The 25,417-nt window shown below is 70.1% G+C and carries 21 protein-coding genes, 7 pseudogenes and 1 riboswitch; of the genes and pseudogenes, 17 read left to right on the top strand and 11 right to left on the bottom strand.

Annotated elements, in window-relative coordinates; genetic code table 11:
* Positions 1 to 27: 27 nt before the first annotated feature.
* From ACZ67Q_RS07080 to ACZ67Q_RS07070, 3 genes are all read right to left on the bottom strand, one after another.
* A complete protein-coding gene (locus ACZ67Q_RS07080) occupies positions 28 to 2,475 on the bottom strand; it encodes a WD40/YVTN/BNR-like repeat-containing protein (RefSeq protein ID WP_471177456.1) in 2,448 nt (815 codons plus the stop codon).
* A 111-nt stretch (positions 2,476 to 2,586) separates the two neighbouring features.
* Complete coding sequence (locus tag ACZ67Q_RS07075; RefSeq protein WP_471177454.1) at positions 2,587 to 2,718, bottom strand: hypothetical protein; 132 nt, start codon at positions 2,716 to 2,718, stop codon at positions 2,587 to 2,589.
* 7 nt (positions 2,719 to 2,725) lie between these two features.
* On the bottom strand, positions 2,726 to 3,130 hold the full coding sequence (locus tag ACZ67Q_RS07070) for a hypothetical protein (protein WP_471177451.1): 405 nt from the start codon (positions 3,128 to 3,130) through the stop codon (positions 2,726 to 2,728).
* A 637-nt stretch (positions 3,131 to 3,767) separates the two neighbouring features.
* On the opposite strand from ACZ67Q_RS07070, the pseudogene ACZ67Q_RS07065 reads away from it, so the two are divergent.
* Both ACZ67Q_RS07065 and ACZ67Q_RS07060 read left to right on the top strand, forming a co-directional pair.
* Positions 3,768 to 4,100, top strand: a pseudogene (locus ACZ67Q_RS07065) (dihydrolipoyl dehydrogenase); the annotation flags it as partial.
* A gap of 497 nt (positions 4,101 to 4,597) precedes the next feature.
* Positions 4,598 to 5,425 (top strand): MBL fold metallo-hydrolase, encoded by an 828-nt coding sequence (locus tag ACZ67Q_RS07060; protein WP_471177448.1) that lies wholly within the window; start codon positions 4,598 to 4,600, stop codon positions 5,423 to 5,425.
* Between the two features lie 559 nt (positions 5,426 to 5,984).
* On the opposite strand, the pseudogene ACZ67Q_RS07055 reads toward ACZ67Q_RS07060, so the two are convergent.
* A pseudogene (locus ACZ67Q_RS07055) lies at positions 5,985 to 6,221 on the bottom strand (transposase); the annotation flags it as partial.
* A gap of 81 nt (positions 6,222 to 6,302) precedes the next feature.
* A complete protein-coding gene (locus tag ACZ67Q_RS07050; RefSeq protein ID WP_471177445.1) occupies positions 6,303 to 7,928 on the bottom strand; it encodes a multicopper oxidase family protein in 1,626 nt (541 codons plus the stop codon).
* Positions 7,929 to 9,051: 1,123 nt separating this feature from the next.
* On the opposite strand from ACZ67Q_RS07050, the pseudogene ACZ67Q_RS07045 reads away from it, so the two are divergent.
* A pseudogene (locus tag ACZ67Q_RS07045) lies at positions 9,052 to 9,158 on the top strand (dienelactone hydrolase family protein); the annotation flags it as partial.
* On the opposite strand, the pseudogene ACZ67Q_RS07040 reads toward ACZ67Q_RS07045, so the two are convergent.
* A pseudogene (locus ACZ67Q_RS07040) lies at positions 9,151 to 9,519 on the bottom strand (dienelactone hydrolase family protein); the annotation flags it as partial. The pseudogenes ACZ67Q_RS07045 and ACZ67Q_RS07040 sit on opposite strands and share 8 nt — an antisense overlap.
* Positions 9,520 to 9,702: 183 nt before the next feature.
* Here ACZ67Q_RS07040 and ACZ67Q_RS07035 point away from each other — a divergent pair.
* From ACZ67Q_RS07035 to metE, 6 genes are all read left to right on the top strand, one after another.
* The gene (locus tag ACZ67Q_RS07035; RefSeq protein WP_471177443.1) at positions 9,703 to 10,032 is read left to right on the top strand and encodes a deoxyxylulose-5-phosphate synthase; all 330 of its coding nucleotides are present in this window, start codon (positions 9,703 to 9,705) and stop codon (positions 10,030 to 10,032) included.
* Positions 10,033 to 10,438: 406 nt separating this feature from the next.
* Positions 10,439 to 10,774 carry an SCP2 sterol-binding domain-containing protein gene (locus ACZ67Q_RS07030; RefSeq protein WP_471177441.1) on the top strand — a complete coding sequence of 112 codons (336 nt, stop codon included), beginning with the start codon at positions 10,439 to 10,441 and terminating at the stop codon, positions 10,772 to 10,774.
* A 36-nt stretch (positions 10,775 to 10,810) separates the two neighbouring features.
* Positions 10,811 to 11,062, top strand: a complete 252-nt coding sequence (locus ACZ67Q_RS07025) for a hypothetical protein (RefSeq protein WP_471177438.1) — start codon at positions 10,811 to 10,813, stop codon at positions 11,060 to 11,062.
* Positions 11,063 to 11,140: 78 nt separating this feature from the next.
* Positions 11,141 to 13,078: a hypothetical protein gene (locus ACZ67Q_RS07020; protein WP_471177436.1), complete on the top strand. Its 1,938-nt coding sequence runs from the start codon at positions 11,141 to 11,143 to the stop codon at positions 13,076 to 13,078.
* 18 nt (positions 13,079 to 13,096) lie between these two features.
* Positions 13,097 to 13,447, top strand: coding sequence for a hypothetical protein (locus ACZ67Q_RS07015; RefSeq protein ID WP_471177433.1), 351 nt, complete (start codon positions 13,097 to 13,099; stop codon positions 13,445 to 13,447).
* Positions 13,446 to 13,674: riboswitch (cobalamin riboswitch) on the top strand. It overlaps the preceding gene by 2 nt.
* A gap of 153 nt (positions 13,675 to 13,827) precedes the next feature.
* Positions 13,828 to 16,146 (top strand): 5-methyltetrahydropteroyltriglutamate--homocysteine S-methyltransferase, encoded by a 2,319-nt coding sequence (metE, locus tag ACZ67Q_RS07010; RefSeq protein ID WP_471177430.1) that lies wholly within the window; start codon positions 13,828 to 13,830, stop codon positions 16,144 to 16,146.
* A gap of 247 nt (positions 16,147 to 16,393) precedes the next feature.
* On the opposite strand, the pseudogene ACZ67Q_RS07005 reads toward metE, so the two are convergent.
* Both ACZ67Q_RS07005 and ACZ67Q_RS07000 read right to left on the bottom strand, forming a co-directional pair.
* Positions 16,394 to 16,618, bottom strand: a pseudogene (locus ACZ67Q_RS07005) (sigma factor-like helix-turn-helix DNA-binding protein); the annotation flags it as partial.
* Between the two features lie 190 nt (positions 16,619 to 16,808).
* Positions 16,809 to 17,228 (bottom strand): TipAS antibiotic-recognition domain-containing protein, encoded by a 420-nt coding sequence (locus tag ACZ67Q_RS07000; protein WP_471177428.1) that lies wholly within the window; start codon positions 17,226 to 17,228, stop codon positions 16,809 to 16,811.
* Between the two features lie 385 nt (positions 17,229 to 17,613).
* On the opposite strand from ACZ67Q_RS07000, the pseudogene ACZ67Q_RS06995 reads away from it, so the two are divergent.
* The 5 genes and pseudogenes from ACZ67Q_RS06995 to ACZ67Q_RS06975 form a co-directional block, all read left to right on the top strand.
* A pseudogene (locus tag ACZ67Q_RS06995) lies at positions 17,614 to 17,698 on the top strand (IS5/IS1182 family transposase); the annotation flags it as partial.
* 21 nt (positions 17,699 to 17,719) lie between these two features.
* Complete coding sequence (locus ACZ67Q_RS06990; protein WP_471177771.1) at positions 17,720 to 17,869, top strand: hypothetical protein; 150 nt, start codon at positions 17,720 to 17,722, stop codon at positions 17,867 to 17,869.
* 178 nt (positions 17,870 to 18,047) lie between these two features.
* Positions 18,048 to 18,224 (top strand): annotated as a pseudogene (locus tag ACZ67Q_RS06985) (TetR family transcriptional regulator); the annotation flags it as partial.
* A gap of 12 nt (positions 18,225 to 18,236) precedes the next feature.
* Entirely contained in the window at positions 18,237 to 18,719 is a 483-nt protein-coding gene (locus tag ACZ67Q_RS06980) for a hypothetical protein (RefSeq protein WP_471177769.1), read from the top strand.
* Positions 18,720 to 19,021: 302 nt separating this feature from the next.
* Complete coding sequence (locus ACZ67Q_RS06975; protein ID WP_471177426.1) at positions 19,022 to 19,216, top strand: hypothetical protein; 195 nt, start codon at positions 19,022 to 19,024, stop codon at positions 19,214 to 19,216.
* Positions 19,217 to 19,374: 158 nt separating this feature from the next.
* Here the strand turns inward: ACZ67Q_RS06975 and ACZ67Q_RS06970 are convergent, their stop codons facing one another.
* From ACZ67Q_RS06970 to ACZ67Q_RS06960, 3 genes are all read right to left on the bottom strand, one after another.
* Positions 19,375 to 19,824 (bottom strand): hypothetical protein, encoded by a 450-nt coding sequence (locus ACZ67Q_RS06970; RefSeq protein ID WP_471177423.1) that lies wholly within the window; start codon positions 19,822 to 19,824, stop codon positions 19,375 to 19,377.
* A 73-nt stretch (positions 19,825 to 19,897) separates the two neighbouring features.
* Positions 19,898 to 20,683: a hypothetical protein gene (locus ACZ67Q_RS06965; RefSeq protein WP_471177420.1), complete on the bottom strand. Its 786-nt coding sequence runs from the start codon at positions 20,681 to 20,683 to the stop codon at positions 19,898 to 19,900.
* 311 nt (positions 20,684 to 20,994) lie between these two features.
* Positions 20,995 to 21,951: a GlxA family transcriptional regulator gene (locus ACZ67Q_RS06960; protein ID WP_471177417.1), complete on the bottom strand. Its 957-nt coding sequence runs from the start codon at positions 21,949 to 21,951 to the stop codon at positions 20,995 to 20,997.
* 91 nt (positions 21,952 to 22,042) lie between these two features.
* Here ACZ67Q_RS06960 and ACZ67Q_RS06955 point away from each other — a divergent pair, with 91 nt between their 5' ends.
* The 3 genes from ACZ67Q_RS06955 to ACZ67Q_RS06945 all read left to right on the top strand — a co-directional run bounded on the left by ACZ67Q_RS06955 (position 22,043) and on the right by ACZ67Q_RS06945 (position 24,969).
* A complete protein-coding gene (locus tag ACZ67Q_RS06955) occupies positions 22,043 to 22,636 on the top strand; it encodes an MBL fold metallo-hydrolase (RefSeq protein ID WP_471177414.1) in 594 nt (197 codons plus the stop codon).
* A 423-nt stretch (positions 22,637 to 23,059) separates the two neighbouring features.
* A complete protein-coding gene (locus tag ACZ67Q_RS06950; protein WP_471177411.1) occupies positions 23,060 to 24,073 on the top strand; it encodes an SPFH domain-containing protein in 1,014 nt (337 codons plus the stop codon).
* Positions 24,070 to 24,969 (top strand): hypothetical protein, encoded by a 900-nt coding sequence (locus tag ACZ67Q_RS06945; RefSeq protein WP_471177408.1) that lies wholly within the window; start codon positions 24,070 to 24,072, stop codon positions 24,967 to 24,969. Before ACZ67Q_RS06950 ends, ACZ67Q_RS06945 begins: the two co-directional genes overlap by 4 nt.
* The last annotated feature ends 448 nt before the right edge of the window (positions 24,970 to 25,417 follow it).

The following is a 25,417-nucleotide window of genomic DNA, read 5'->3' as shown; positions in this document are numbered from 1 at the left end:
CGTCACCTTCGCCTTCGGTCGGCCGCGTCACACCGCGGACAGGTCGATCTGGAACATTCCGCGGCCGTGGGTGACACAGACCAGGGTCTCGTCCATCCAGAACAGGTCATCGACCGAGCAGTTGGTCGGGCCCTCGTTGGTCGGCGACCAGGCCGCCCCCTTATCCTCGCTGGCGAAGAGACCGACCTCGGTGCCGCAGTAGAGGAGAACGTCGCGCCGTGGATGCACGGTCACCGCGCGGATGGGGGCGTCGGGCAGCGTGCCGGAGAGGTCGGCCCACCGCGCGCCGCCGTCGTGGGTCACCCACAGGTTGTCCGGTTCGAAGCCGCCGAAGGAGACGTAGGCGGTGTCCACGTCGGTCGGGTGGGCGGTGATGCAGGCGCAATAGCGCTTAGGCCGCAGCGGGTTCGGGCCACCCACCCCGACGCGCCGCCAGGCCGGAGCGGCCGTGGTGCCGTCGGTGGAGCGGAAGACCTGGCCGTCGTCGTGGCCCACCCAGACCACATCGGAGTCGGCAGGCGAGATCGCCAGGGCGCTGATCGGGGCGCTGCCCTCGGCGTCGGGGCCGGTACTGGGTTTGATCGAGTGCCAGGCGGGCCCCGAGGTAGGGGTGTTGGGCGCCTTGGCGTTGTCGGTCCGCCACAGGTCCAGGCCGCCCGCGAGCAGCCGCTCGGGCTCGCCCGGGTCCAGCACGAACGGCGCGATGAAGAGCGCCGTGCCGTCCTTGGCGTCGGGGATACGGAACGGCTCCGGCTTCCAGTCCCACTGGTGCTTCTGCTCGTTGAAGAACATTCCGCTGATGTAGCGGTGCGGGTCGTCCTCGGTGGCGCCGCCGTCGGTGTTGCGGTGGATGTTCAGGTTGACGTACTCGCCGTAGAAGACGCCTGGGTCGGCGGGTTCGCAGGCGCACCAGCCGCCGTCCCCGCCGGAGAACTCCTGCCACCCCTCGGTGCCGGCCTCCGGGTCGAGGACGAGGGAGCCGTTGTCCTGGGCGCCCCCGATGATCCTTCCGGTGACGGGGTTCCCGGCGCCGCCGAAGAACTGGGTGACACCGTAGTTGTTGACCAGTTCGGTCCAGCCCCGCACGAACGGCGCCTTCGGCTCGGTCCCCACCTTGGCCAGGTCCGCCATGAACACCCCGCCGTCGGTGCCGAAGAACACGGTTCTGTGCTGCACCCCGTCGTAGGCGGGATGCGACACGATGACGTGCTGGTCCGCGTGCGCCGACTCCGGCGCGACCTCCCAGGTGCTGATCTCGGCCAGGTGGTCGCCGCCGTCCGTGCTGCGCCACAGGTTGATGCCGCCCACCACGAGCAGGTCCTCGTCCGTGGGGTCCCCGGCCCAGACGGCGTTGCCGTACCAGCCCTGGCCGCCCAGGTAGTCGGCCCGCTTGCCGTCCGGGCCGCGGCCGCGCCGGGGCTGGTAGGTTCGCCCGCCGTCGTCTGAGCGCCAGATGCCGCCGAGGCCGTCCAGTTCCACCGAGGCGTACACGACCGCCGGGTCCTTCGCCGCGTACGCCACCGACACCCGGCCCCGCCAGGCGCTGTGGGCCGCCTCCTGCCAGGTTTTGCCGCCGTCTTCGCTGAACCAGGCCTTGGCGCCGCGCAGCGCTCCGGCGACCGCCCGGCCGCTGTCCGCGGGGTCGAAGACGACCGTGCCGACGGGGAGGCCAAGGACCCGTGTCCAGTCGGCGTGCGCCGGGTCCGAGCTGCGGAAGAGGCCGGTGGAGGTGGCCGCGAGGACGACCTCGCCGGACGCGGACACCGCGATCCCGGACACGGCGCGGAAGTCGTTCGTCTGCGTGGCCAGCAGGGGTTTCCAGGTGGCGCCGTCGGTGGTGCGGAAGATTCCGTTGCCGCGCAGGGCGTCGATGTTGAGGAGCTCCCCGGTGCCGGCGTACAGGGTGTCCGGGTCGGAGGGGTCCATCGCGAGGGCCCCGCAGGCTAGGTTGGCGAGGAAGTCGTCCACGGGCCCCCAGGCCTTGCCTCCGTCCCCGGTGTGCCAGACCCCACCGCCCGCGCTCGCGGCCCACATCCGCTCCGGGTGGTCCGGGTGGATCACGATGCCGAGGGTGCGGCCTCCGATGTTCCCGGGGCCGAGCCACTTCCAGCGGTCGAGCGCCAGCCCCGCCGTGGGCGTCACGCCGTGCTCGCCGGAAGCGGGATGGGGGCCGGTCGGCACACCGGCCGTCTCCGGCTGCGCGGCGGCGTGGAGACGGGCCCGGGCCTGCTCGCGGGCCGTGCCCCAGGGGTGAGCGGGGACCCGCCCGTCGTCACCTCGTTCCTGTTGAAGTCTGAACAGCCCGCGCGCGTTGGGCATGTCGGGGAAGTCCAGCCGGCGCAGCGCTTTGCGTATCGCCCCGGTGGACAGGCCCTCGAGGGTCTCGTTGGTGGTTCCCCGCGTCTCGCGGAGCAATTTCACCTGCTCGACGCTGATGTTCTTGGCCCGGGCGACTTCTTCGTCGGAGATGCCCATGATGCGCCTCTGCGTGTGCGATGAGACTGTGTGGAGAGGGCCCACTGACCATCGTCTCCCGGTGCCGGGTGAGCGGCAACACCAGGACGCCGTCATCGACACGCCACAGCTCTACGTCGCGAAGCTCTGCTGCCCCGGCCGCGCTGCCGAGAGCCGTGCGGCGGCCGCGAGATGAGGTGAGTCCCAGGCGATGGTGACTCGCTCGGCCAGTGCGTAGTGGTCGGCCGCGGCCCGGGTCCTCACCGACGAGTTAATACAGGTCGTCAAGGGCGCGGGGGCGGCCCGCGCAGGCCGCGCCCGCCGAACCGGCGAGTTGTTCCCGAATGGGCAGCATGTGCTCGATCAGCACGGCCGCGGTCTCGGTGTCGCCGTGCAGGATCGCGAGTTGGCAGCGGTCGTCCAGCTCCAGGCCGTAGAGGTGGTCCGTTACCGGTCGCGGCGGGCAGGCCACGGCTCTCGACTCGTCCAGCCGCCCCAGGCGGGCCTGGACGAGGGCGTGCGCCACGCCGACGGGCGCGCCCCTCGCGGCAACCAGGTCGTCCCGGTCGGCCTGTAAGGCCAGTTCGCGCACCTCGGCGATCTGGAGCGCCTGCGGGCCGTCGCCGCTCCGGTGCTCGCCCGTATCCCGGACCGGACGGTGGTCGCCGACCGGCACGGCTGGGTGGCCGCCGTGACCGGGCTGGCCCCCGTCGACCGGGTGACCCTCCCGGTCACCGTGCAGGACGGCCAGGTCTGGCTGCCCACGCTGGGGCGGTGCGCCGTCGAATCGCTGCCCGGCGGCTGGCTGTTGCGCGTGATGGAGGAGGAGAGCACGGCAACACCGACGCGGATCGTCCTCGACGTACGGCAGCCGCGGCAGGCGTCTCTGACCGTGGAGGGCCCGAGCGGCACCTGGACGCACGAACTCAGCCCGCGCCACCCCGAAGTGCTGCTCGTCCTCGCCGAGCACCCCGCGGGCCGCACGGCGGCGCGACTGGCGGACGACCTCTTCGGCGGCCCCGGCCGCACGGTCACGGTGCGGGCCGAGGTGTCCCGGCTCCGGCGGCAGCTCGCCGGGCTGCTCCGGCACCGGCCCTACCGGTTCGCCGACGGGGCGCGGATCGAGGTCGTACGCCCGGACGACTCCAGCGGGCTCCTCCCCCACTCCACCGCCCCGGCGGTGTGCCGCCTCCGCCGCGCGGCGGAGGCCGAAAGGGCGGCGGCGCGGGACGGGAAGGCGGGCGAGGTGGCGGTCGTCCTGGACTCCGGGGAGCGCCTGGAGGCCGACGTCCTGCTGGTCGCGGTGAGGCGCAATCGCGTCGGTCGGCCTCACCGAGGAGGCGGCGGCGCAGGCGTACGGCGGTGTGGAGACCGTGACGTACGACCTGGCCGGCAACGGCAGGTCGCAGATCCTGGGAACCGCGGGCGGCGTCAAACTGGTCAGGGCTCCGGGCGGGCCGGTCGTCGGCGTGACGATGGTGGGCGAGCGCGTCGGTGAGCTCGTCGGCGAGGCCCCGGTCATCTGCGGCACGCGGGCGGACGTCGACGATCTGGCGGGGCTGGTGCACGCGCACCCGACGCAGAACGAGGCGCTCGGCGAGGCCCTGCTGGCGATGGCCGGCAAGCCGCTGCACGTGCACGACTGAAGGCCGGAAGAACCTCTTCATCGCCTGCCAGCAGCTCCTCGGGCCCTCCCTTGTGGACTCGGCTCTGCTGCCCGAAGTGTGGCTGCACCGGGACCACTGGACTTTCTCCTGCTGCTGCCTCACGGGCAGCGCGTCGTCCAAGGTGAGCACCTGACGCCCTTCGAGTCGGCGCAGGATGCTCCGCACAGGCCGGCGCTCCAGACCGATACCGCCGGGCCCCTCAGGCCAGAGGCAACTCGTCGGCAGCCCGAATCCGGAGCCTGGGCAGAACCCCGGCCGTCTCTGTGGTCGAGCTGCGGTATCACGCGGTGATGGAGGTTGCCGTGCGGCCTCGGCCATGTTTGTGAGAGGGGACACGAGGTTGGTGGGTGGTACTGCTGTGTCCGGGGTCCGAGGATGCTCGCATGAAGCTGCCTATCGCTCGTCCGAGTCTGCGACCCTACCTTCCTTACCGGCAGAGCAGTGCAATGCACCCTGACGGGCTGAGCGCTCACTTTTTGGGCACCAGTTCGGTGCTGCTGTCGGATGGGCAGACCTCGGTGCTCAGCGACGGGTTCGTCACCCGTCCGGGGATGCTGCGTGTGGGTATGGGCAAGATCGCTCCGAACTGCGCGTCGGTACGTGCCGCCATCGAACGGCTGCGGCTGGACAGCCTCGCCGCTGTGGTGTGCGCGCATTCCCACTACGACCACGCCCTCGACGCACCGGTGTGGGCGTTGGAGACCGGCGCCGACCTGATCGGGTCGGAGTCCACCGCCAACATCGGGCGCGGTTCGGGGGTCCCCGAGTCGTCCTTGCGAGTGGTCGGTAACGGCGACACCGCGACCTACGGCAGCTTCACGCTGACCTTCCTGGACTCCGTGCACAGCCCGGGCGACCACTACCCCGGTACCGTCGACGAGCCCCTGGTCCCGCCGGCCCGTGCCGGCGCCTGGAAGACCGGCACCGCCTACTCCGTGCTCGTCACCCACCCCAACGGCCGGATTCTCCTGCACGCCAGCGCCAACTACCGGCCCGGTGCGCTGCGCGGTCACCACACCGACGTCATCTACCTAGGCGTCGGCATGCTGGGTAAACAGCCCGCCGAATTCCTGCACGCCTACTGGGAGGAGGTCGTGGCAACGACCGGGGCCAGGCGGGTCGTCCTGGTGCACTGGGACGACTTCTTCCTGGGCCTGCACCGGCCGCTGCGGCCCATGCCCTACCTGCTCGACGACCTCGACACCACCATGAGCCGACTGCTGCCTCTGGCCCGCCGCGACGGCGTCGACGTCGTCCTGCCCGTCTCCTGGCAACCCAGCGCCCCGCTCGCCGGTCTTGTGTGAACTCGGCCACGGCCCGGGTGCAGAGGAGCGCTGTGAAAGCGGGGTTGTACAGGGCATGCTCTTCGCGGCGTGCCCCGGAGCGGCCGGCACCAGCTGCTCGGAGAACTGGCGCGTCGCGTCAGGGCGCAGCGGTGTGCTGGGCCCGACCGGATGGAGTCTGCCGGTGTCGTCGTGGCGGCCCAGGATGAGCGTCTGGGGGCGTTCCAGATGGCCGGTGACGGCTCCGACGAACGCATTGATGGTGTCCCGACGGCGGACCTTGTAGAACGACATCCCCTCCCCCGCCCACACAACCAGCTCGCCATCGAGGACCAGGCCGTTCGGCAGCATCGTGGCCCCGAGCGCTACCGGCATCCCGACGTAACGCCACGCCCTTGCGCCGGTTGGCTGCGTAGGTCAGAACGAGGAGCACTTGTCGGTGGGAGCTGGGAGCAGCTGGTGGCTTCTGAACCGCCGTATGTCAGTGAGACTCAGCAACGGTTTGCGGCCACGGAATCGTGTTGTCGTCAACGGGTCGACGCCCCCGGCGAGCCGTGATCACAGTCTCGGCATCCTCCGGTCAGCTCGTCAACCGGGTGCTGGCCTGTTCGTCGGTGCGGGCGACACGGGCGCCCGGCCGCCCTTGCTCGCCGACGAGCTGGGTGAACGGTCTTCCATGGGCCGACCTATCGGGCAGGTCATGCCACCGAGCGCCGGTTCGCACCCGGTGCAGAATTTCGTCGATCACCTGCCGGTGGTCCCGCCACCTGCCACAACGCCTGTTGCTGACCGGCGGGAACGGCCGCAGCCGTTCCCACTCGGCATCTGTCGGATCACCCGGCCCATGTCGACATCAACGACCCGAACATCGAGTAGTCACATGATCGGCCGGAAACTCCTAGTCGACGACGTCGATGTAGCTCATCATGCCGTTGTCTTCGTGGGCCGCGATGTGGCAGTGGAACATGACCTTCCCGGTGAAGTCGGAGAAGGGGACGCGGATGACCACCTTGCCGGGCACGCCGTTGACCGCGTGGGGCACCGGGATGGTGTCCTGACGGCCGACGAAGGACTGGGCTACACCGTTGATCGAGACGACCTGGAAGGAGTTGGTGTGAATGTGGAAGGGGTGGTCCTCGCCAGCCTCGTTGGTGATGGTCCACTCCTCCACGGTGTTCAGCTTCGCGGGGGTATTGAACACCGAGGAGTCCATGCGGAACTGCCGGCCGTTGATGAGGAATCCCTCGGAGTCGTTTCCGCTGAGTGTCACGCTGCGGCTCTGCGCGATGGAGGCGTTGGACAAGTCGGTGAGCGAGGAGGGCAGCGCGCCGGAGACGGTGGGGAGCTGGGCCTGTGAGCGACCGGCGACATTGACCTTGAACAGCGGGGTGTCGGGGTAATTGTCACCGTCCGGCCCATTGCTGAAAGCAAGGCTGCGCAGGGTGGTTTCGCCGGGCTGCCTGCCGGCGGTGACCAGCACGTCGTAGCGCTTGCCGGGGGGCAGCAACAGGGTGTCGGCCGTGGTCACCTTGGCGGCCGGAACGCCGTCCTGGCCGATGACCGTGAACCGGTATCCGTCGAGCTGGAGGTGGTACCAGATGTCAGCTCCGACGTTGCCCAGGCGCCATAGCTGAGTCTCACCGGGCTTGATGGTGAGCGTGGGCAGCAGCTGCCCATTGACCAGACGTACCGTCGGGGCGTCGGAGTCGATCGACGTGGTGGTGGTGTTCTGGACGATGTGACCCGTCTTGTCGAGCTGAACGTCCTTCAGGTTCACGGTGTGCGTGGTGATGTTCCGCAGGGCGGGCGGGAGCAGGGCCCGATCATCCCCGACGACCATGGCGCCAGAAAGGCCGGCGAAGATCTGGTTCTCCACGTCGCCAGGGGAGAAGCCGGTGCTGGGTGACGGCGTCATCGCCATGCCTGCCATGCTGGAGCTGTCCGAGGGGCAGGACGTGCCCATGGCGTGACTGTGGTACCAGTACGTGCCGACCGGGTGGTCGGTGGGCAGGTCCAGGCGGTAGTGGAACGTGGTGCCCGGGGCGATGCAAAGGAACGAATCGTCCGAGTCGTTCGACGGAGAGACGTGCAAGCCGTGGAAGTGCAGGTTGGTCGCTACCGAAAGGTTGTTGACCAGGGTGATCGTGGCGTGTTCGCCCGGCACGAGGTGCAGGGTGGGGGCAGTGAACGAGCCGTTGTAGGACTGGCCCCAGACCTGCTTTCCCCCCACCTCGAACCGCGTGTCGTGCGCGTTGAGGGTGATCGTCGTGTTCGGGCTGGTGGCGGTGTCGAGGACCGGCGGGTCGGCGAAGGGCTGTCCGGAGGTCATGCCCGCCTGCTGCTGGGCCGTCGACAACGGCTGCTCCGTCGTAGACGCCAAGGTCGGGGCGGCCGAAGCCCCTCGGGTGTACACGACCGCCGCGGCAATGACCAGGAGTGCGGCTGCCAGCGCCTGGACGGTTATGAGGTGCCGTCTTGGCTGGCGGCGGTTGGCATCCGGCACGTTGCCGGCTGAGTTGGCCATCGGTTCCCCTGTTGGTTTGGTCCTGCGGTGCGGTTGGTTTGTCGCCGAACGACGCACCCAGACATGAACGTTGGCTGTTGGGGCACAGCGCCCGCAGAGCGGTCGCGTTGGGTGGTTGTCGTCGGACGAGTCTGGACGTCATCAGCTGTCCGGCATCACTGTGGCAGTGGCTGGTATCACTGCCGTCTCGTCGGCGTCTTGCACTGCTCCGGCCGCCGACGCCGCCGTGCCGTGCTGCGCTGGATCGCTGGTTGTCGGCGTGTCCCGACGCCTGCCCAGAGCGGAGAGGCGTGGGCCTGCGTGAAGACGATTGTCTTCGACACGACGGCGGATCAAGTCGAGCACCCCCCTGGCGACTTCTACCCTCGCGTGGCGGAACTCGCCGACGCTACGCCGCAAAGACTCGAGACTCGTGACTTGCCGTGATCGGGCCTGTGAAACGGGGCGGCCGGTGCCGTGGTCAGCGTTCAAGCCGGATCGCGCACCGCAGCGCACTTGCTCCCTCTCGCGACGCGCAACAAGGCGGCGGGCTGCTGCCCCGTCCGCCAGGCAGGCGGCCGCGGCCCACTGTCCGGCCGGTGTCCTCGGGCGAGGACGGCGGCGCCGTGGCGTCATCAGCGTGAACGATGCGCCCCGAGGTAACGGCCCCGCCACGGACCGGGCCACCGCGGCGCTGTTCCTCTCGGAGCCTGGTCGATCACGGCGTCGGAACCCATGCCTCGTCGAGAACTTGGTCCTTGGCGGTGGCCCAGGCGGCGGCGATGCGGTCGCAGTGATGGACGCCGAGAGCGGGGTGGCTCGAAGACGATGATCTGCTCGTCGATGATCACGGTCATGAGCCGCCGACTCGCCAAGCGACCATTGCTGATTCAGGAAAGGGGTTCGCAGAACGGGCGGTCAGGCGCGAAGTTACGAGAACACACCGTCACGTCCTCACCTCTGAGACAGGCCAGCAACCATTCGCGAACGTCATCTCATGAAGAGTCCAGGCCGGACTGTCAAGCTCCTGAACCAGGACGCGCCAGGGCGAAGCGGGTCGCTCTGGACACGAAGGAAAACCCATTCTCCCTTCGTGGCCGACGCCACCGGCATCAACTCACCTGGGTTCGCCCGGCCGGCCCGAGCGTTCACCGCCGAGATGCAGCCGCGGGCGTCGAATGGCGCCTCGTGGTCTACGGCGGCGCCTTGCATGCCTTCCACCATCCGCCGGTCGACCGGACCGTGCTTCCTGCGGACTTCCGCGAGATCGTGAACGCCTGGCCAGTGCGTTGACCGTCCCGATCGCCCGCAGGTTGACGCCGGCGCGCCCGAGTTCCAGCCCGATGGCGCCCCCGGTGCCGTAGCCGACGGCGGCGATCCGGTCGGGGTCGGTCCGCGGTTCGGCGCGCACCACGTCGAGCGCCACGTGGCCGATGGCCCGCATCCGGTCGGGGTCGGCGAGCAGCGGCATGCAACGGGCCGGCATCTCGTCGGGGTCGCGCAAACAGCGCCCGCCGCAAATGTCGAAGGCCAGTGCCACGTACCCCAGCTCGGCGAGCGCATCGGCCCGGCCGCGCTCGACGTCGCTGAGCCCAGGGCCCTCCGGCCCCACCGATGAACGCCGTCGCGCAACCGGCTCTGTGACGGATGCTGTGAATCATCGCCGCATCCAGGGACACGCGCGTCGTCAGCACGTTGATCCGCAAGCGCCTGCCCAGGGTCTGTCCCTTCGGTCTTGCTGAATGTCACGGAAACCTGGTCGAGTTCGTTCCGGACGGGCCGTACTCTGGCCGGTATGGCCCACGCGAAGACCTCCTATGTCTGCCTGCCCTGTCGGGCCTCCTACAAGCAGCCGTACCTCGGTGACCACGACCGGCTCTGCCCGCGATGTGCCGAGCCGCTGATCCATGTGGGTTCCGCCTTCGCCCCGCCGCGGCGGCGCGACACCGCTGCATGGCGGACCCTGTCGGTGCTCTTGAATGCCGGTGTCCGCTTCCACAAGAGTTGCTGTGGCGGCCCTGGCTATCGTCCGCGCACACTCAGCGAGGTGCGCGAGCGAATGGCATACGCGCGAAAGACCGGTGAACCGCTCGCGCGTGCATTGGTGCGCCACGAGCTGCCGTAGCCCTTGGCGCAACAGAGGGACCATGGGGATCTTCGGCGACAACCCGACGGCAGGATCGGACACCGCGCTCCTCCGTTCCGGCTCGGCGGCCCGGACGGCCGGTTCCGGCACAGGCTGCGAGGTCTCCCCCACCGTGCCTAGGATGGAACGGCGGGACAAGCCGGCGGCGCCACCACGCCACCGCCTGCACCACTCAATCCGATCTCGTCATCACCGCATTCGGCACGTGCCGGGTCGGTGCTGAGCACGCCGGGCCACCCCAGGGCAGGCCCCGGCTCTGCAGCCGTTGATCCCGTGCCAGTCGGATTTCCCCGCTCCCTGTCGAGATACAGCAACGCGCTGGGGCATCGATCCGGAGTGGCTCGTCAATGAGAAATCCCGGCGTGCCGAGGCGGCCGGAGGAACCATGAAAGAGTCACTGCACAACCTCGCCGACAAGCTCTCGAAGAACCGCTCGTTGCGGCCGGGAAACATCGTGTTCCATCTGTCCGGAGACGGCGGCGGCACATACGTTCTCGAATGCGGGTCGAACGAGGTGAACGTTTCGGAGAACGTGGCGGCCGGCGTGGGCAGGCCCACCCTGGTCGAGGTGATCGGCGACGCGGCAGCCGTCCGTGCCGTTCTCGACGGACAGGTCGACGCACGGAAGCAGTTCCTTTCCGGCGGCATCCGGGTCCGCGGCGACCTGCGTTACGTCAGCGACAGCGCCCTCGAACTGGGGCTGCTGGACCAGCCGCTCTGACAGCCATTCCGCCATCCACCGAAGGGGTTTTCTGCCATGGCTACGACGACGGGGCAGGTACAACAACTGTCCATCCTTTCGCCGACCACGGCATGCGTCTGGATAGGTCCCACACCGGACAACGTCGAAGTGCTGGCTGTCAGTAACAACGGGTCGGCGGCCGACACCGCGTATGCGGCCAACCTCGTCCAGTCGCTCGCCGCCGCGGCGACCAACTATCGCACTGTCGCCGCCGGGCACGGCGACAGCGACGCAATAATCACCACGGTCCAGATCGACCCGGTGTGACGGTGAAGGGCGCGTGTTGTCATGGCTGTCACAGAAGGTTACGTTCAGCGGTTGTGGTCCGTGCAGGGGGGAGCCCCGATGGCGTGCCTGTGGGTGGGGCCCGACCCGGCGGCGAGCGAACTGCTGACCGTCCAGTCGAGCGCGGCAGAGTCCGAGGCCGCCCGCACCGCAAAGCGCCTGATGGTCCAGGTCATGGCGAACGCGCTCGTCACCGGACGCGCGGTCCAGGCCAACCACGCCGACGGCTCGGCCGAGGTGCTCGGGGTCGTTCTGACCGCCGGGAACATCAACACCCACCCCTTGCAGATGGACGCCCTGGAGGTCACCCAGGGCGTGCAGGACCTCGGCCATTCCGTACCGCTGGTGGCCGACAAGCGGACCGTGGTGCGAGCGTATCTGAGCTACTACGGCGGCGCGCCCGTCACGGTCACGGGCCAGTTGTCGGTGCGAAGGCCGTCGACCGCGCCGGTGGTCGTCACCTCCGCCAACACGGTGACCCTCAATCACGCTGACGCGGGTGACCTCACCCGCGCCCGTGACGACGCCAACCGCAGTCTCAACTTCGTGCTGCCGGCCGCCGCCACCGCTGCCGGCCAGCTCACGGTATGGCTGTCGGGCGTGACCGACAGCGTGACCGGAAACCCGATCGCGCTCGGCGGCGAACGCCGTCCCACGGTGACCTTCCAGCCCAGCCCTCCGCTGCGAGTGCGGATCGTCAGGTTCACCTACCAGCAGGGCACACCGCCGGTCACCCATGCTCCACGCAACATCGACTTCGACCTGCTGGTTTCCTGGCTCCGCCGGGCCTATCCGGTGCCCCAGGTGCTGCACTCGCAGGCCGTGGTGGCCGCCACGGCGCCGGTCCCGTTCGTCTCCAGCGACATCAACGCGCAGCTGGCCGCGATCCGCACCCAGGATGTCAGCGCCGGAACCGACGCGCGCACCCACTACTACGGCATGGTCAGCGACACGGGCTTCTTCATGCGAGGCGCTGCGGCGAGCGTCCCCGACACCAGCCCTGACCCGGCGGTCGTGGCCTGCGGTCCCACGGGAATACCCAGCGGAAGCTTCAGCTGGGACGTGGACGGGTCGTACGGAGACTGGTACGGGGGTCACGAACTGGGCCACACGTTGGGCAGGCGCCATCCGGGATTCTGCGGGGAGACCGCGGACGACCTCAACAACTACCCCTTCCCCGCCGGACAGCTGTCCAAGACCGATGCGGGGTTCGCGGGCTTCGACGTCGGCGATCCGGCCAACACCCGACCCATGACCGCCATGCCGGGCATCCAGTGGCACGACATCATGACCTACTGCGTTCGGGAGTGGCCGTCCGTCTACACCTACGAGGGGATCCGGAGCCGCCTGGTGGCCGAGAACGCCCTGCCGTCGTTCGCCAACGGTGGCGGCGGCCCTGCTCCCGGACAGACCGTGGTCAACGTCGTCGGCACCGTGAACCTGACGCAGGGCCGGGGAAGAATCGCCTTCGTCAATCCGGCTCCGAACGTGTCACCCACCGCCCCGGTACCGGACAGCCCCGTAACGCTGCGGTTCACCACCGCGGACGGCGTCGTGGTCGAAGAGCACGGCGCACCGGTCAAGCTCGACTCCGAGCTCGCCCCCGACGAGGACCGAGTCGGCATCGTCGACGCCACGGTCACCGCCGGCCCGGAGGTGTCCGCGGTCGAACTGGTCGTCGGCGGGGCCGTGGTGGACACCTTCCGTGCCGGGGCGGCACCACCGATCACGCGTGCCGTGCGTACCGAGCTGGTCGACGGCCGGAGGTTGAGGGTCGCAGCCGACCTGGTGCGGCCCGCCGAGGAGGGCCACACCTTCACCGTCCAGCTCAGCGATGACGAGGGCCGGACCTGGCAGACGGTCGGTGTGGGGCTCAAGACGCCGTCCGTCACCCTGGATCCGAGCCAGCTCGACTCCGGTCAAGAGCTGTTGGTACGCGTCATCGCGACCAACGGCTTCACCGCCGTGGTGGGACCCAGCGAGTCGTTCGTGATCTGATCCACGACACTCCGGGGCATGACGTCGGCCGATGGGCGACGTCATGCCCCGGCGAGCGTCACGGTGGCCGGGAGACGGGTCTCGTTCCGCACAAGTCCGACGCTGCCGAGACAACGCTGCCGGGACAATGCGGGACCGTTCCGGCACCCCCGCCCGCACCGCATCCGCACGGACATCGGCGTCATCGAGACGATCACCGCCGCGGTCGAGATGGAGGAGACTCTCTACGAGCTGCGGCGAGCACAGCGCCGGCGGGAAAGCGCCTGTGCGGCGGGCCTCCTGCCCCGTGGCCTGCGCGGTACGAACGTGATCCGCCTCACCGTGCAGATATTGAGCGTCCCGCTCTCTTCTCCCACGGTCACCCCCTAGGCTGGCCCGTGCAGCTGGTTCGCCCCGTCCGCCAGGCGGGATGCGTCGCAAGAGGGAACCCGGTGGGAATCCGGGACTGCCCCGCAGCGGTGAGCGGGAACGACCGCCGTCATACGCACTGGGCCCGGGGAGGGCCTGGGAAGCGACGGCCAGTAGGTGTCTCGTACGACTTCGTACGACGAGACGTGCCCGCGAGTCCGAAGACCTGCCAACTGCCCGTGTGCGAACCACTCGTGCGCGGACATCCCGGTGACCTCGAGGGCGGGTCGGCGAACACACCGAACGGACGGCCGTCGGCCGGCACCGTCCGGCATGTTGTTCCTTCGCGTCCTCACCCCGTTTCCGGGATCTCAGGGATTCATCTCGCGAAGGAGATCTCCGTGACCACCAAGCCCGCAGCCGCGGCAGCACGGGCCACCGTGTACGGCTACCCCCGCCAGGGACAGAGCCGGGAACTGAAGAAGGCGATCGAGGGTTACTGGAAGGGCCGCATCACCGCCGACGCCCTCCACGCCACGGCCGCCGACCTGCGCCGTACGAACTGGCAGCGGCTCGCCGAGGCCGGCATCGACGAGGTGCCCACCGGCGACTTCTCGTACTACGACCACGTCCTGGACACCACCGTCATGGTCGGCGCCGTCCCCGCCCGCCACCGGGACGCCGTGGCCGCCGATCCGCTCGACGGGTACTTCTCGATGGCCCGCGGCACGCAGGACGTCGCGCCGCTGGAGATGACCAAGTGGTTCGACACCAACTACCACTACCTGGTGCCCGAGCTGGGTCCGGACACGGTCTTCGCCGCCGACGCGAGCAAGCAGGTCGACGAGCTGAAGGAGGCGCTGGCACTGGGGCTCACCGCCCGGCCCGTGCTGGTCGGCCCGGTCACCTACCTTCTGCTGGCCAAGCCTGCACCCGGCACATCGCCCGACTTCGAGCCGCTCACCCTGCTGGACCGGCTGCTGCCGGTGTACGCCGAAGTCCTGGCCGACCTGCGCGCCGCAGGAGCCGAGTGGGTCCAGCTGGACGAACCCGCCCTCGTCCAGGACCGCACACCGGCCGAACTCGACGCCGCCACCCGCGCCTATCGAGACCTCGGCGCCCTCACCGACCGGTCCAGGCTGCTCGTCGCGTCCTACTTCGACCGGCTCGGCGAGGCCCTGCCGGTACTCGCCAAGGCCCCGGTGGAGGGCCTGGCCCTGGATTTCACCGAGGCCGCCGCCGCCAACCTGGACGACCTCGCCGCCGTCGGGGGTCTGCCCGGCAAGCGGCTGGTGGCCGGAGTCGTCAACGGCCGCAACATCTGGGTCGACGACCTGGCCAAGTCCCTGTCCATCCTGGGCACTCTGCTCGGACTGGCCGACCGGGTCGACGTCTCCGCCTCCTGCTCCCTGCTGCACGTCCCGCTCGACGCGACCGCTGAACGGGACATCGAGCCACAGATCCTGCGCTGGCTCGCCTTCGCCCAGCAGAAGACACGCGAGGTCGTCACGCTCGGCAGGGGCCTCGCCCAGGGCACCGGCACGATCACCGCCGAACTGGCCGCCAACCGGGCCGACCTCGCCTCACGAGCGGGCTCGCCCATCACCCACGACCCGGCCGTGCGGGCCCGCGCCGCCGCGGTCACCGACGCCGACACCCGCCGTTGCCGGCCCTACGCCGAACGCGCCGCGGCCCAGCGGGCCCACCTGCGCCTTCCCCTCCTTCCGACCACGACCATCGGGTCCTTCCCGCAGACCGGCGAACTGCGCACGGCACGCGCCGACCTGGGCGCCGGCCGCATCGACGCAGCAGGCTACGAGGAACGGATCAAGGCGGAGATCCAGGAGGTGATCGCCTTCCAGGAGAAGACCGGCCTGGACGTCCTCGTGCACGGCGAGCCCGAACGCAACGACATGGTCCAGTACTTCGCCGAGCAGCTCACCGGCTACCTCGCCACCCGACACGGCTGGGTCCAGTCCTACGGCACCCGCTACGTCCGCCCGCCCGTCCTCGTCGGCGACATCTCCCGCCCCGAGCCCATGACCGTGCGCTGGACGACGTATGCCCAGTCCCTCACCGACCGCCCGGTCAAAGGCATGCTCACCGGTCCGGTCACCATGCTCGCCTGGTCCTTCGTCCGCGACGACCAGCCCCTGGCCGACACCGCCCGTCAGGTCGCCCTCGCCCTGCGCGACGAGGTCAACGACTTGGAGGCGGCGGGCACTTCGGTGATCCAGGTGGACGAACCCGCGCTGCGCGAGACCCTGCCGTTGCGCGCGGCCGACCGTCCGGGCTACCTGGACTGGGCGACGGAAGCCTTCCGGCTGACCACCGGCGGGGTGCGCCAGGACACACAGATCCACACCCACATGTGCTACGCCGAGTTCGGCGACATCGTCCAGGCGATCGACGACCTCGACGCCGACGTCATCAGTCTGGAGGCCGCCCGCTCCCACATGCAGGCCGCCCGCGAGCTCGCCGCCCACGGCTACCCGCGCGAGGCCGGACCCGGAGTCCACGACATCCACTCCCCCCGCGTCCCGAGCGCCGAGGAGGCCGCCGACCTGCTCCGCACGGGCCTGAAGGCCATTCCCGCCGAACGGCTCTGGGTCAACCCCGACTGCGGCCTGAAGACCCGCGGCTGGCCCGAGACCCGCGCCTCCCTGGAAAACCTGGTCGCCGCAGCCCGCACCGTGCGAGGGGAGCTGTCCGCCTCGTGAACTGACCGGACGATGCTTGGGCCGGGGCGCCACGAGCGAGCACCCCGGCCCGGATGAGCCCGCCGGGTAGAAAGCCGACGGCCGCGTATCCCTCCTCGGTCGTCGGCACCCGGCTCCACTTCGGCGCGCCGGCCGCGACCGCGACGGGACCGAGCTTCTCGTACGGATTCAGCCCGTCCATGAGGCGGTGGAGCGAGCCGGGCCGCTGCCGCCGGGGCGCCGGTCCGGGCGGCAGCGACGGGCCCGGTCAGGCCGCGGCGGCCGCCGGTGTGCAGCGCTCGGCCTCGTCGAGCCACTCGATCACCGAGGTGCGCGCCCGGGCGACCCGTGAGCGCACTGTGCCGACGGGGCGGTCACTGACCCCTGCCGCCTCCGCGTAGGGCAGCCCCACCAGCTGGGAGAGGTCGAACGCCTCACGGCGGTCTGCAGGAAGGGCGTCCAGCAGGTCGGCGAGGGCGATGCCGTCGTCGAAGCGTCCAGCATCAGACCCCGCAGATAACACTCGCCCCACCGACGCTGATCCCGCCGCGGCAGCGAGGCGAAAGGAACGCCCAAGGGCTGTCACAGTTTTGGGCATGAACCACGTCCCACCCCTCGGCGGGTGCGCCCGGACCCCTGTCCGGACGCACCCGCCCATGCCTGTCCTGGCCCGTGTCGCCCGATTACGCCGAAGCCTCGGCTCCGCTGGGGGCGAACCCGCTCCCCTGTTCGGCGAACACCTTGATGGCAGCGCCCAGGAACTTCACCAACTCGGGGTGGTAGGAATCGTGGAACGCCCTCATGGCCTCGTCCTCGGCGTAGAAGAGCGACATGCCGACGTAAGCCTCCCTGGAGGGGGTGTAGAACCGGGAGACGATGTCGAAGTGCCTGCGGATGAGCTCCTGGATCTGCTGGTCCCCGGGCAGAAAGCCGCCGTCCAGGAAAGTCGTGATCTCGCGGTACAGGACGTCCCAGTCCTGGTGGACCCGCTCCCTGTCCACATGTTCCCAGTCGTTGGTCTCGGCAAGGCTCTTCGCCTGTTCCTCGGCCAACGATCGGCGACACTCGTCCTCGTAACTGTTCCCCACGGCACCGGTTCCCATCGTTTCGTCACCTCTGCGGTGGATCCCCGAGAGGCCGCCGACATGTCGACGTCGACCGGCCGCCGATGATCAACTTCCGGTTCAGGCCGACGGTGACACACAGCCCACTGGGTCGGCAAACCATTTCCTGGACCCTCCGGCGCTCCGCCCCGGTCGTCCGACGGTGGAAAAGCGCAGCTTGAACGGCGAGCGTCGGAGAGGGGACGTCCAGCCGCTCGACCGCGCGGCGGGGATCAACGCAGCGCCCTCGCGAAGCAGGACGAGCTCAGCTGGCACCGGGTCGGTTCCACGACGGCGCAACATTGCCCCGCAGCCCCACGCCGCCCACTGGACCCCCGGCACGGGAAGTCACTTCGGTTCCTCGACTGCTGCGCTTGACGAGCGGATGGCGCCGGACGACCTGTGGGCGTTGTTCCCAGCGGGTGGTGCCGTCGGCGCCGGTTCGCCCGCAGGGTGGAGGGCACCGTCGAGGTGTCACAGACATCGACGGCTTGCTCGCCCGTCTGGAACGCGACGAGTTCGACCTCGTGGCGGTCGGCCGGGCTCTCCTGGGTGATCCCGACTGGCTGACAAAGGTACTCAGCGGGCGATCCGAGGAACTCACCCCCTTCCACGCGGGCTTCGTCCGCACCCTCGACTGAGTACCGCCCCGGCCCGGAAGGCCGCCGGCCGGCCCACACCCCCACGCGAGTACGACCACTGCGGCTGGACGACAACTCCCGTGCGAGGTACGGCAATCGCCTTGCCTTCGGCGGCCGCAGGATTTAGGTTTTGACCACTCGATTAAATCGTACGGTCAGCGTCAGTGAGGGGTGCACGGTGGCGACTTCCGGTCCGGAGCGCGTTCTCGCCGGTCGGCGGGAGCCAGCAGCGCACAAGACCCGGCGGGCGCTGGTCACGGCCGCTGTCGAAGCTCTGCGCGATACGGGCTTCGCGGGTGCCAGCGCTCGTGAGATCGCCCGGCGAGCCGGGTGCAATTCAGCGCTGGTCTTCTATCACTTCGGAACGGTGACCAGCCTCCACCTGGCGGCACTCGACCAAGTGGCGGAGGAGCGGCGGGAGCGGTACCGGGCGGCACTTGACGGCGTCACCGACGCCCAGGGTCTGGTCCGCGCGTCTCAGGAGGTTTTCGCCGAGGATCTGCGCTGCGGCTACGTCGCCGTCTTGTCCACCATGGTCGCCGCTGCACACACCATGCCCGAACTCGGTCCCGAGATCGCCGCCAGGATTGCGCCCTGGCGGGAACTCGCGACGGACGCCGTCCGCGACACGGTCGGCCGCATCCCTCTCGCCCGGTCGACCCCGGCCGAGGAGATCGGACACGCCGTCGTGGCCCTGTACCTGGGACTCGAGATGCTGGCGAGCCTCGACGGCGACCACACCCCGGCACTTCGCCTGTTCGACAGGGCCGCCTCCATCGCGTCCCTGCTCGACAGACTCCCGCTGCCGTCCTACCGCCGCCGCAGCAGGACGGCGCAACGCCGCGGCTGAGCTTGCCTTGCCCCCTGGATCGGCAGGCGTCCCCGCACACGCCTGTTCCGCGTCCGCAGCCCCTTCAGCGTGGAGGTCACACTCTCATGGACAGCACCAGCGCACCTCAACAGCCCCTCCACACATCAGGTGTTGCGCGCTTGCCGGGAGGATGGTGGTTCTTGTGCTGGCTGCTCACAGGCGCAGCCTTCTGCCTCGCCCTCATCAGCCTGCTCTCGACAGGCCCACTCGTCCTTGCCGTGGCGACCGCAAGTGCGGTGGCACTCAGCCTCCGGCCGGCGTCCCGCCGTGGGCTCCCGGGTGTGACGGCCGGGCCGATCCTGCCTCTCCTGTACGTCGCCTACCTCAACCGCCAGGGACCGGGCACCGTCTGCACGACCACCGCGACGGAGCAGACCTGCACCGACCAGTGGTCCCCCTGGCCCTGGATGACCGCCGCAGCACTCATCGCGGTCGGGGTCGCCCTGCTGCTCCTGCGGCTGCGGCGCCGTCCCTGAGCCGGGGCAACGGCCGCAGGCCGTGCGTGGCAGTGAACCCGGTCCGCCCACGCAGATCCCCGAAGCAGGCGCTACGGCTGTGCTGCTGGGCCGTGCGCTCGAGACGCCGACTTGGCCGTTCCGGACGTTCGACGGGCCGCGCGGCTTTTGAACGGCTGTCAGTCCTTGAGCTTGTACTCGCAAGGCTTGGGCGACTTGCCGTCCTGGTTGTCAGCGACCCGTTTGCCGTCGACCTTGATCGTGCACGGGGCCGGCTTGAGCATCCCGTCCGAGCCCTTGACCGAGCCCGGCACCACCGACACCGTGACTCCGACCTTCAGTTCGGCACCCTCCAACTGCATGGACTCGGTCTTCGTCCAGGGCAGCGTCACCTGCTCGAAGTGGTTGCTGTTCCCGTTCCACATGACCTGGGCCGCGCCCGTGCCGCCCACCTCGAAGACCACCTGATGCGGAACACCTCTCGTCCTCGAGGCCGAGCCCTTCGCCTTGCCGCTCGCCGATGCCTCGCTCCCCTTGGCCGGGTCGGCGTCCTTCTTCTCACTGCCGCATCCGGCCACCAGGGCCGCCGCCGCGAGCAGGCTGATGGTGAGGGTTGCTGTCTTGCGCATGTACATATTTCCCCGTAGCTGAAAATCGGTGCTGGTGCGGTAGAAGATCGTATTCCGCGAACCGTACGGCGGGTCAGCGGTCCGGGTCGACGCCGTTCGAGACGGACTTTACGCGGGCGACCTGGATCTTCGCCGCGTGCTCCACGTCGACGAGTTCGGTGCCGCTCGCGTGGAGGTGCGCCACGACAGTGCCGATGCGCATGACGACCTCGAAGGAGTCGCCGTCCTGCATCGCCTCGGTCTCGTCTGCGTCGGCGTCCACCGTCACCGGCTTCGCCGGGGCGCCGTACTCCGCGCTCTCCTTGCGCTCGTGATCCGCCAAATCCTTCATCATCGTGGACGCGTCCTTCGCCGTGTCGAAGGCGAAGAGCGTGAACTCCACCCGTATCTCGTCCGCGGAGCCCCGGGCCTCCATGTCCCTGTTTCCGACCGCCTGGACGCCGGCGCACGGCGTCTTCGTCATCTCGGGGCAGCCCTTGGCCGCATCAGTCCCTTGGACCACGACGACCTCGCCGCCGACCATGACGTCGCCGATACTGCCGTCGGAGGGGAGCGCCTGATACAGGCCCGTGGGATCCACCGAGACCGGGGGGAAGTTCGGTGTCACGCCCTGGCCGTCGGTGGGTGCCGATGACCCTCCGCCTCCCTCGGCGGGCGACGGTGCCGTCGCCCCTCCCGTGGTCGCGCTGCCCTTCGCCGCGCCTTCCGCGGGGGTGCTCCCGTCCTTGCACCCGGTCAGGGCGAGCGCCATTGCCGCCGCCACAGCGGCCCCCCGTATTACGGCCTTCACCCGTACTCCTCGGATGCCCTGATCACGCCCGGAGATGACCGGACCATGATCGAAATGATCGACCTGCATACCCAACCCCATCGGCCGTCTCCCGGCCAAATCTGGCGGCAGCTTCACGCTGTCGCGGAACCGCGCAGCGGGGACCTTGTTCTCCCTCGTGCGGAGGTGCGATCCGGTCGGCGCGGGCGGCTTCGAGGTCGTTCATGTGGGGGTAACGGCGAACCGGGCCGGGTGACATGCCGGAACTCGCGGCTCTGTGGTCCGGATCGGCGGGAGAGGGGCCTGGCGGCGCGCAAGAACTTGGCGGCGAGGTGTTCGTGCCATTGGAGACCGGCCGGTGCCTTCGGCAGGGAAGTGGGTCGGCCGGGCTCGTCCGGTCGCTACCGCGTGCTGGTGAAGGCGCGGCGGTAGGAGCGGGGCGGGACACCTCGACGCCGTACGAACTGCTCGCGCAGCACGGCCGCGCTGCCGTATCCGACCCTGCGGGCGATCTCTTCGACGGGCAGGTCCGTGGCCTCCAGGAGTTCCTCGGCCCGGCTCAGCCGCAGGCTGCGCAGCCAGGCGTGCGGGGTGGTTCCGGTCGCGGCGGTGAAGCGGCGCGCGAAGGAGCGCTTGCTCATCAGGGCGCGGCGGGCCAGTTCGCCGACGGGCAGCGGCTCGTGGAGGTGCTCCCGGGCCCAGGCGAGTACGTCGGCGAGCCGCTCGTCCCGGCCGTTCTCGGGGACGGGCGCGGCCAGGTACTGGGCCTGTCCGCCTTCGCGGTGCGCGGGCAGCACCATGTCCCGGGCGACGGAATTGGCCGTCGCGGTACCGTGCTCCCGCCGGAGCAGGTGGAGGCAGAGATCGAAGCCCGCGGCGGCGCCCGCGCCGGTGACGATGCTCCCCTCGTCGATGTAGAGCGCGTCCGGCTCCACGCCGACCTCCGGATGGCGGTCGGCGAGCAGGTCGGCGAACCGCCAGTGAGTGGTCGCCCGGCGGCCGTCGAGCAGCCCGGCGGCGGCGAGCGTGAACGTACCGACGCAGTGGGCCGCGACCACCGCGCCGCGCCGATGCGCGGCCCTCAGCGCGTCGAGGGCGGCGGGGGCGGGCGGCGTGCGGAAGCCGGCGCCTGGCAGGGCGACGACCAGGTCGGCGGCGGCCAGCCGGTCCAGTCCATGCGCGACGAATAGCGGTACGCCGCAGTCCGTGGGGACCGGCCCGGTCCGGTCTGCGCACAGGGCGAAGTCGAAGCCGGGCAGCTCCGCCCCGTGCGGGCCGAACGCCTCGGCGACGATGCCGACGGCGAGCATGCCGACACCGGGAGGGACGTACGCGGCGACGGTCCTGAAGGGGGGCATGCCGCAGTGTGGCACACGCTGGCACGAAACCTGCGATCAGAGGCAGCGGTGCCACTCGTGAACGTCCGTGCTGCGCTTCAGGATTGAGGCCATGACAGACGCACCGCTCGGCCGCAGCGCCACCTTCAAGGTCCTGACCACCGGCTACGTGGGCTCCACCGGCCCCGGAGTCGCCGCCACCGTCTCCTACATCTCCGACGCGGGGCGACATGTGATCTTCGACCCGGGCATGGTGCCCAGCCGCGGCCACATCCTCGACCCGCTCGCGGAACTGGGCCTGAGCCCAGACGACATCACCGACGTGGTACTCAGCCACCACCACCCCGACAACACCTTGAATGCGGGCCTTTTCCCGTGCGCCCGGGTGCACGACCACAAGGTGGAGTATCTCGGCGACCACTGGACGAACCGGGAGGCGGAGGGCTACGAACTCACCGATTCGTTGAAGCTGATCCGCACCCCGGGCCACAGCCCGGAGGACATCACCCTGCTGGCGGGGACGGCCGCCGGCGTGGTGGCCTTCGCCGGCGACCTGTGGTGGCATGCCAACGGCCCAGCGGACGACCCCGTCGCCCCGGACCGCAACCTCCTGCGCGCCTCACGGCTACGGGTGCTGGCCACAGCGGACCTGATCGTCCCCGGCCACGGCGGCCCGTTCGAGGCCGACGACACCACACCGCGCTGACCGCTCCGTCGCTCAAGGATCGTCCTGCCCGGCTCGTCCCGTACGTCGGTGTCGGGCTGAGCGGGTACACCGGCGTCGACGGCAGGGACCACTGGCACGGCATCCGGCTGCCCGTCGAGCACATCGCCACGCTGATGGTCGTGGTCGGCTGCGCGCGAATGGCCGTGGACACGCGGCGGGCATGACGCTGTGCTGCCGGGGCTTCGGCGCGTCTGCGACCTCATGGGGCCCCGGCCTTCAGCACTCCAGTCGCGGCTTGGGTTGGGCCCTTTTTCAACCGTTCGCGGCAGGGCGTTCGTTGAACTGGACGTCGACCTGGTGGCCCTCGGCGGGACGAGCAGCAGCACGGCACTGTTTTCGTCTACTTGACGATATACATGAATCCTCGTTATCGTCGCACTGACGAAATGGAGGGGGTTCACCATGGCCGACATCACCCGGCGCTTCGGCTGGCGCCATCTGCGTTCCGCGCCCACCGCCCACATCCGCCACCACAAGCGCGGTCGGCTCGTCCACGACGGCCGGGGACTCAGCTTCTGGTACCGGTCGCTGTCGGCGGCGCTCTCCGAAGTGCCGGTCGACGACCGGGAACTCGCCATGGCCTTCCACGCCCGTACGGCCGACTTCCAGGACGTCACCGTGCAGGCCACCGTGACCTACCGGATCAGCGACCCGGCCGAGGCGGCGAACCGGCTCGACTTCTCCGTGGACCCGGACAGCGGGAACTGGCGCGGCACGCCTCTTGAGCAGATCGCCACTCTCCTCACCGAGACCGCGCAGCAGCACACTCTGGACGTACTGGCCCGGACCGCGCTGGCCGTCGCGCTGGTGGACGGCGTCGCTTCCGTCCGGGAACGGGTCGCCGCCGGTCTCGCCGCCGAGCCCCGCCTGCCGGCCACCGGCATCGACGTGGTAGCTGTACGCGTCGTCGCGATCCGTCCCGAGGCCGAGGTGGAGCGCGCCCTGCGCACCCCGGCCCGCGAGCAGATCCAGCAGGAGGCGGACCGGGCCACTTACGAGCGGCGGGCCGTCGCAGTCGAACGCGAGCGTGCCATCGCCGAGAACGAGCTGGCCAGCCAGATCGAACTGGCCCGGCGCGAGGAGCAGTTGGTCGACCAGCGTGGCACCAACGCGCGGCGCGAGGCCGAGGAGAAGGCCGCGGCCGACGGCGTCCGGACCGAGGCCGAGGCGGCTCGCAAGGTGCGCCTGGCCCACGCGGACGCCGAGGCCGCGCGGGCGACGGGCGCGGCGCGCGCCGAGGCCCAGGCCGCTTGGCTCCGGGTGCACGGCGAGGTCGACCCGGCCACGCTGCACGCGCTGGCGGCGACCCGGCTGGCGGAGAACCTGCCGCGGATCGAGAGCATCACGCTCTCCCCCGACGTCCTCACCGGGCTTCTCGCCAGGATCGGGCGTCCTGATGGAGGGGCGGACGCGTGAGTCTTGCACCGCGGGTGGTGCTCGTGCACCGCAGGACCGAGTACGAGGAACTCCTCGCCCGGCACGGTACGCACGGGCAGGCAGCGTTCTTCCTCTCCAGCCGCGGCCGTTCGATCGACGAGGTGGCCCGCCGCCACGAGGACACTCTGCGGGCGCTGCGCGATGTGGCGTCGGCGGTGCCGCTCACCTGGCGCAGTTCCAGGGTGGAGCGGGCGGACCTGGATCGCTTCCTGTTCGCCCCGGAGGATGTGGTGGTCGTGGTCGGACAGGACGGCCTGGTCGCCAACACCGCGAAGTACCTTTCCGGGCAGCCCGTGATCGGCATCGACACCGATCCGGGGCGCAACCCGGGCATCCTGGTCCGTCACCGCTGCGCCGACGCGGCCGGACTGCTACGTGCCGCGACCGCCGCCGGGGACCGGGTGGAGGAACTGACCATGGTGGAGGCGGTCGCCGACGACACCCAGCGCCTTCTCGCGCTGAACGAGATCTACCTGGGGCCGCCCAGTCATCAGACGGCCCGCTACCGCCTGTGCACCGGCGGCGCGGCGGACCCGGGCGAGGCCCAGGCCTCCTCTGGAGTACTGGTCGGCACCGGCACGGGCGCCACCGGGTGGCTCCGCTCCCTGTGGCTGGAGCGCGGCAGCACCGTCGCGATGCCCGCGCCGCGCGATCCCCGGCTGCTGTGGTTCGTGCGCGAGGCCTGGCCGTCACCCGCCACCGGGACGTCACGGGTCGCGGGTGAGGTCGGACAGGGCCAGGAACTGCGGCTGACGGTGGAGTCGGACCGGATGGTGGTCTTCGGGGACGGAATGGAGGCCGACGCCCTGGAAGTGACGTGGGGGCAGAGCGTACGGGTGGGTGTCGCCGCGTCATCGCTGCGCCTGGTGACGTGAACACCCCGCCGCCAGTAAATGGACGGGCCGGGCGCCGGCCAGTCGGGGGAAGCGGCTCAGCCAGGGCGTCCTGGCCCCCGAGGAGCTGAAGCGCACGCCCTGCCACGGGCGCCCCGCCCTGGCCGGAACCAGCGCCGCTGGGAAGGCGCGCGCGGTCCTCTCAGGGGTGGCCGGCGTCGATGAGAGCCCCACGCGCGAGGGGGCGGGGACACACGATCCCCCGGGGCGGACACGCCACGGTCCACGGAGCCCCGGGGCCCACCGTCTTCGACGCGTCCCGTCGAGCGGCCCCCACCTCCCCGCCAAGGGTTGCTCAAAATGCCGAAGCCTCCTTGACGGGTGCATCGCGGACTGCAACGATCCGCGACGGATTCAACATGTTCGCACGAGCTCCAACACATCCCCACAGCTCTGAACGGGCATCAGGTGATGCCTTCAGGGCGCAATG

It is taken from the genome of Streptomyces sp. NPDC036813 (assembly GCF_055609245.1).
Note: the sequence above shows the minus strand (reverse complement) of the source record. Positions and strands in the feature narration are given on the sequence as shown.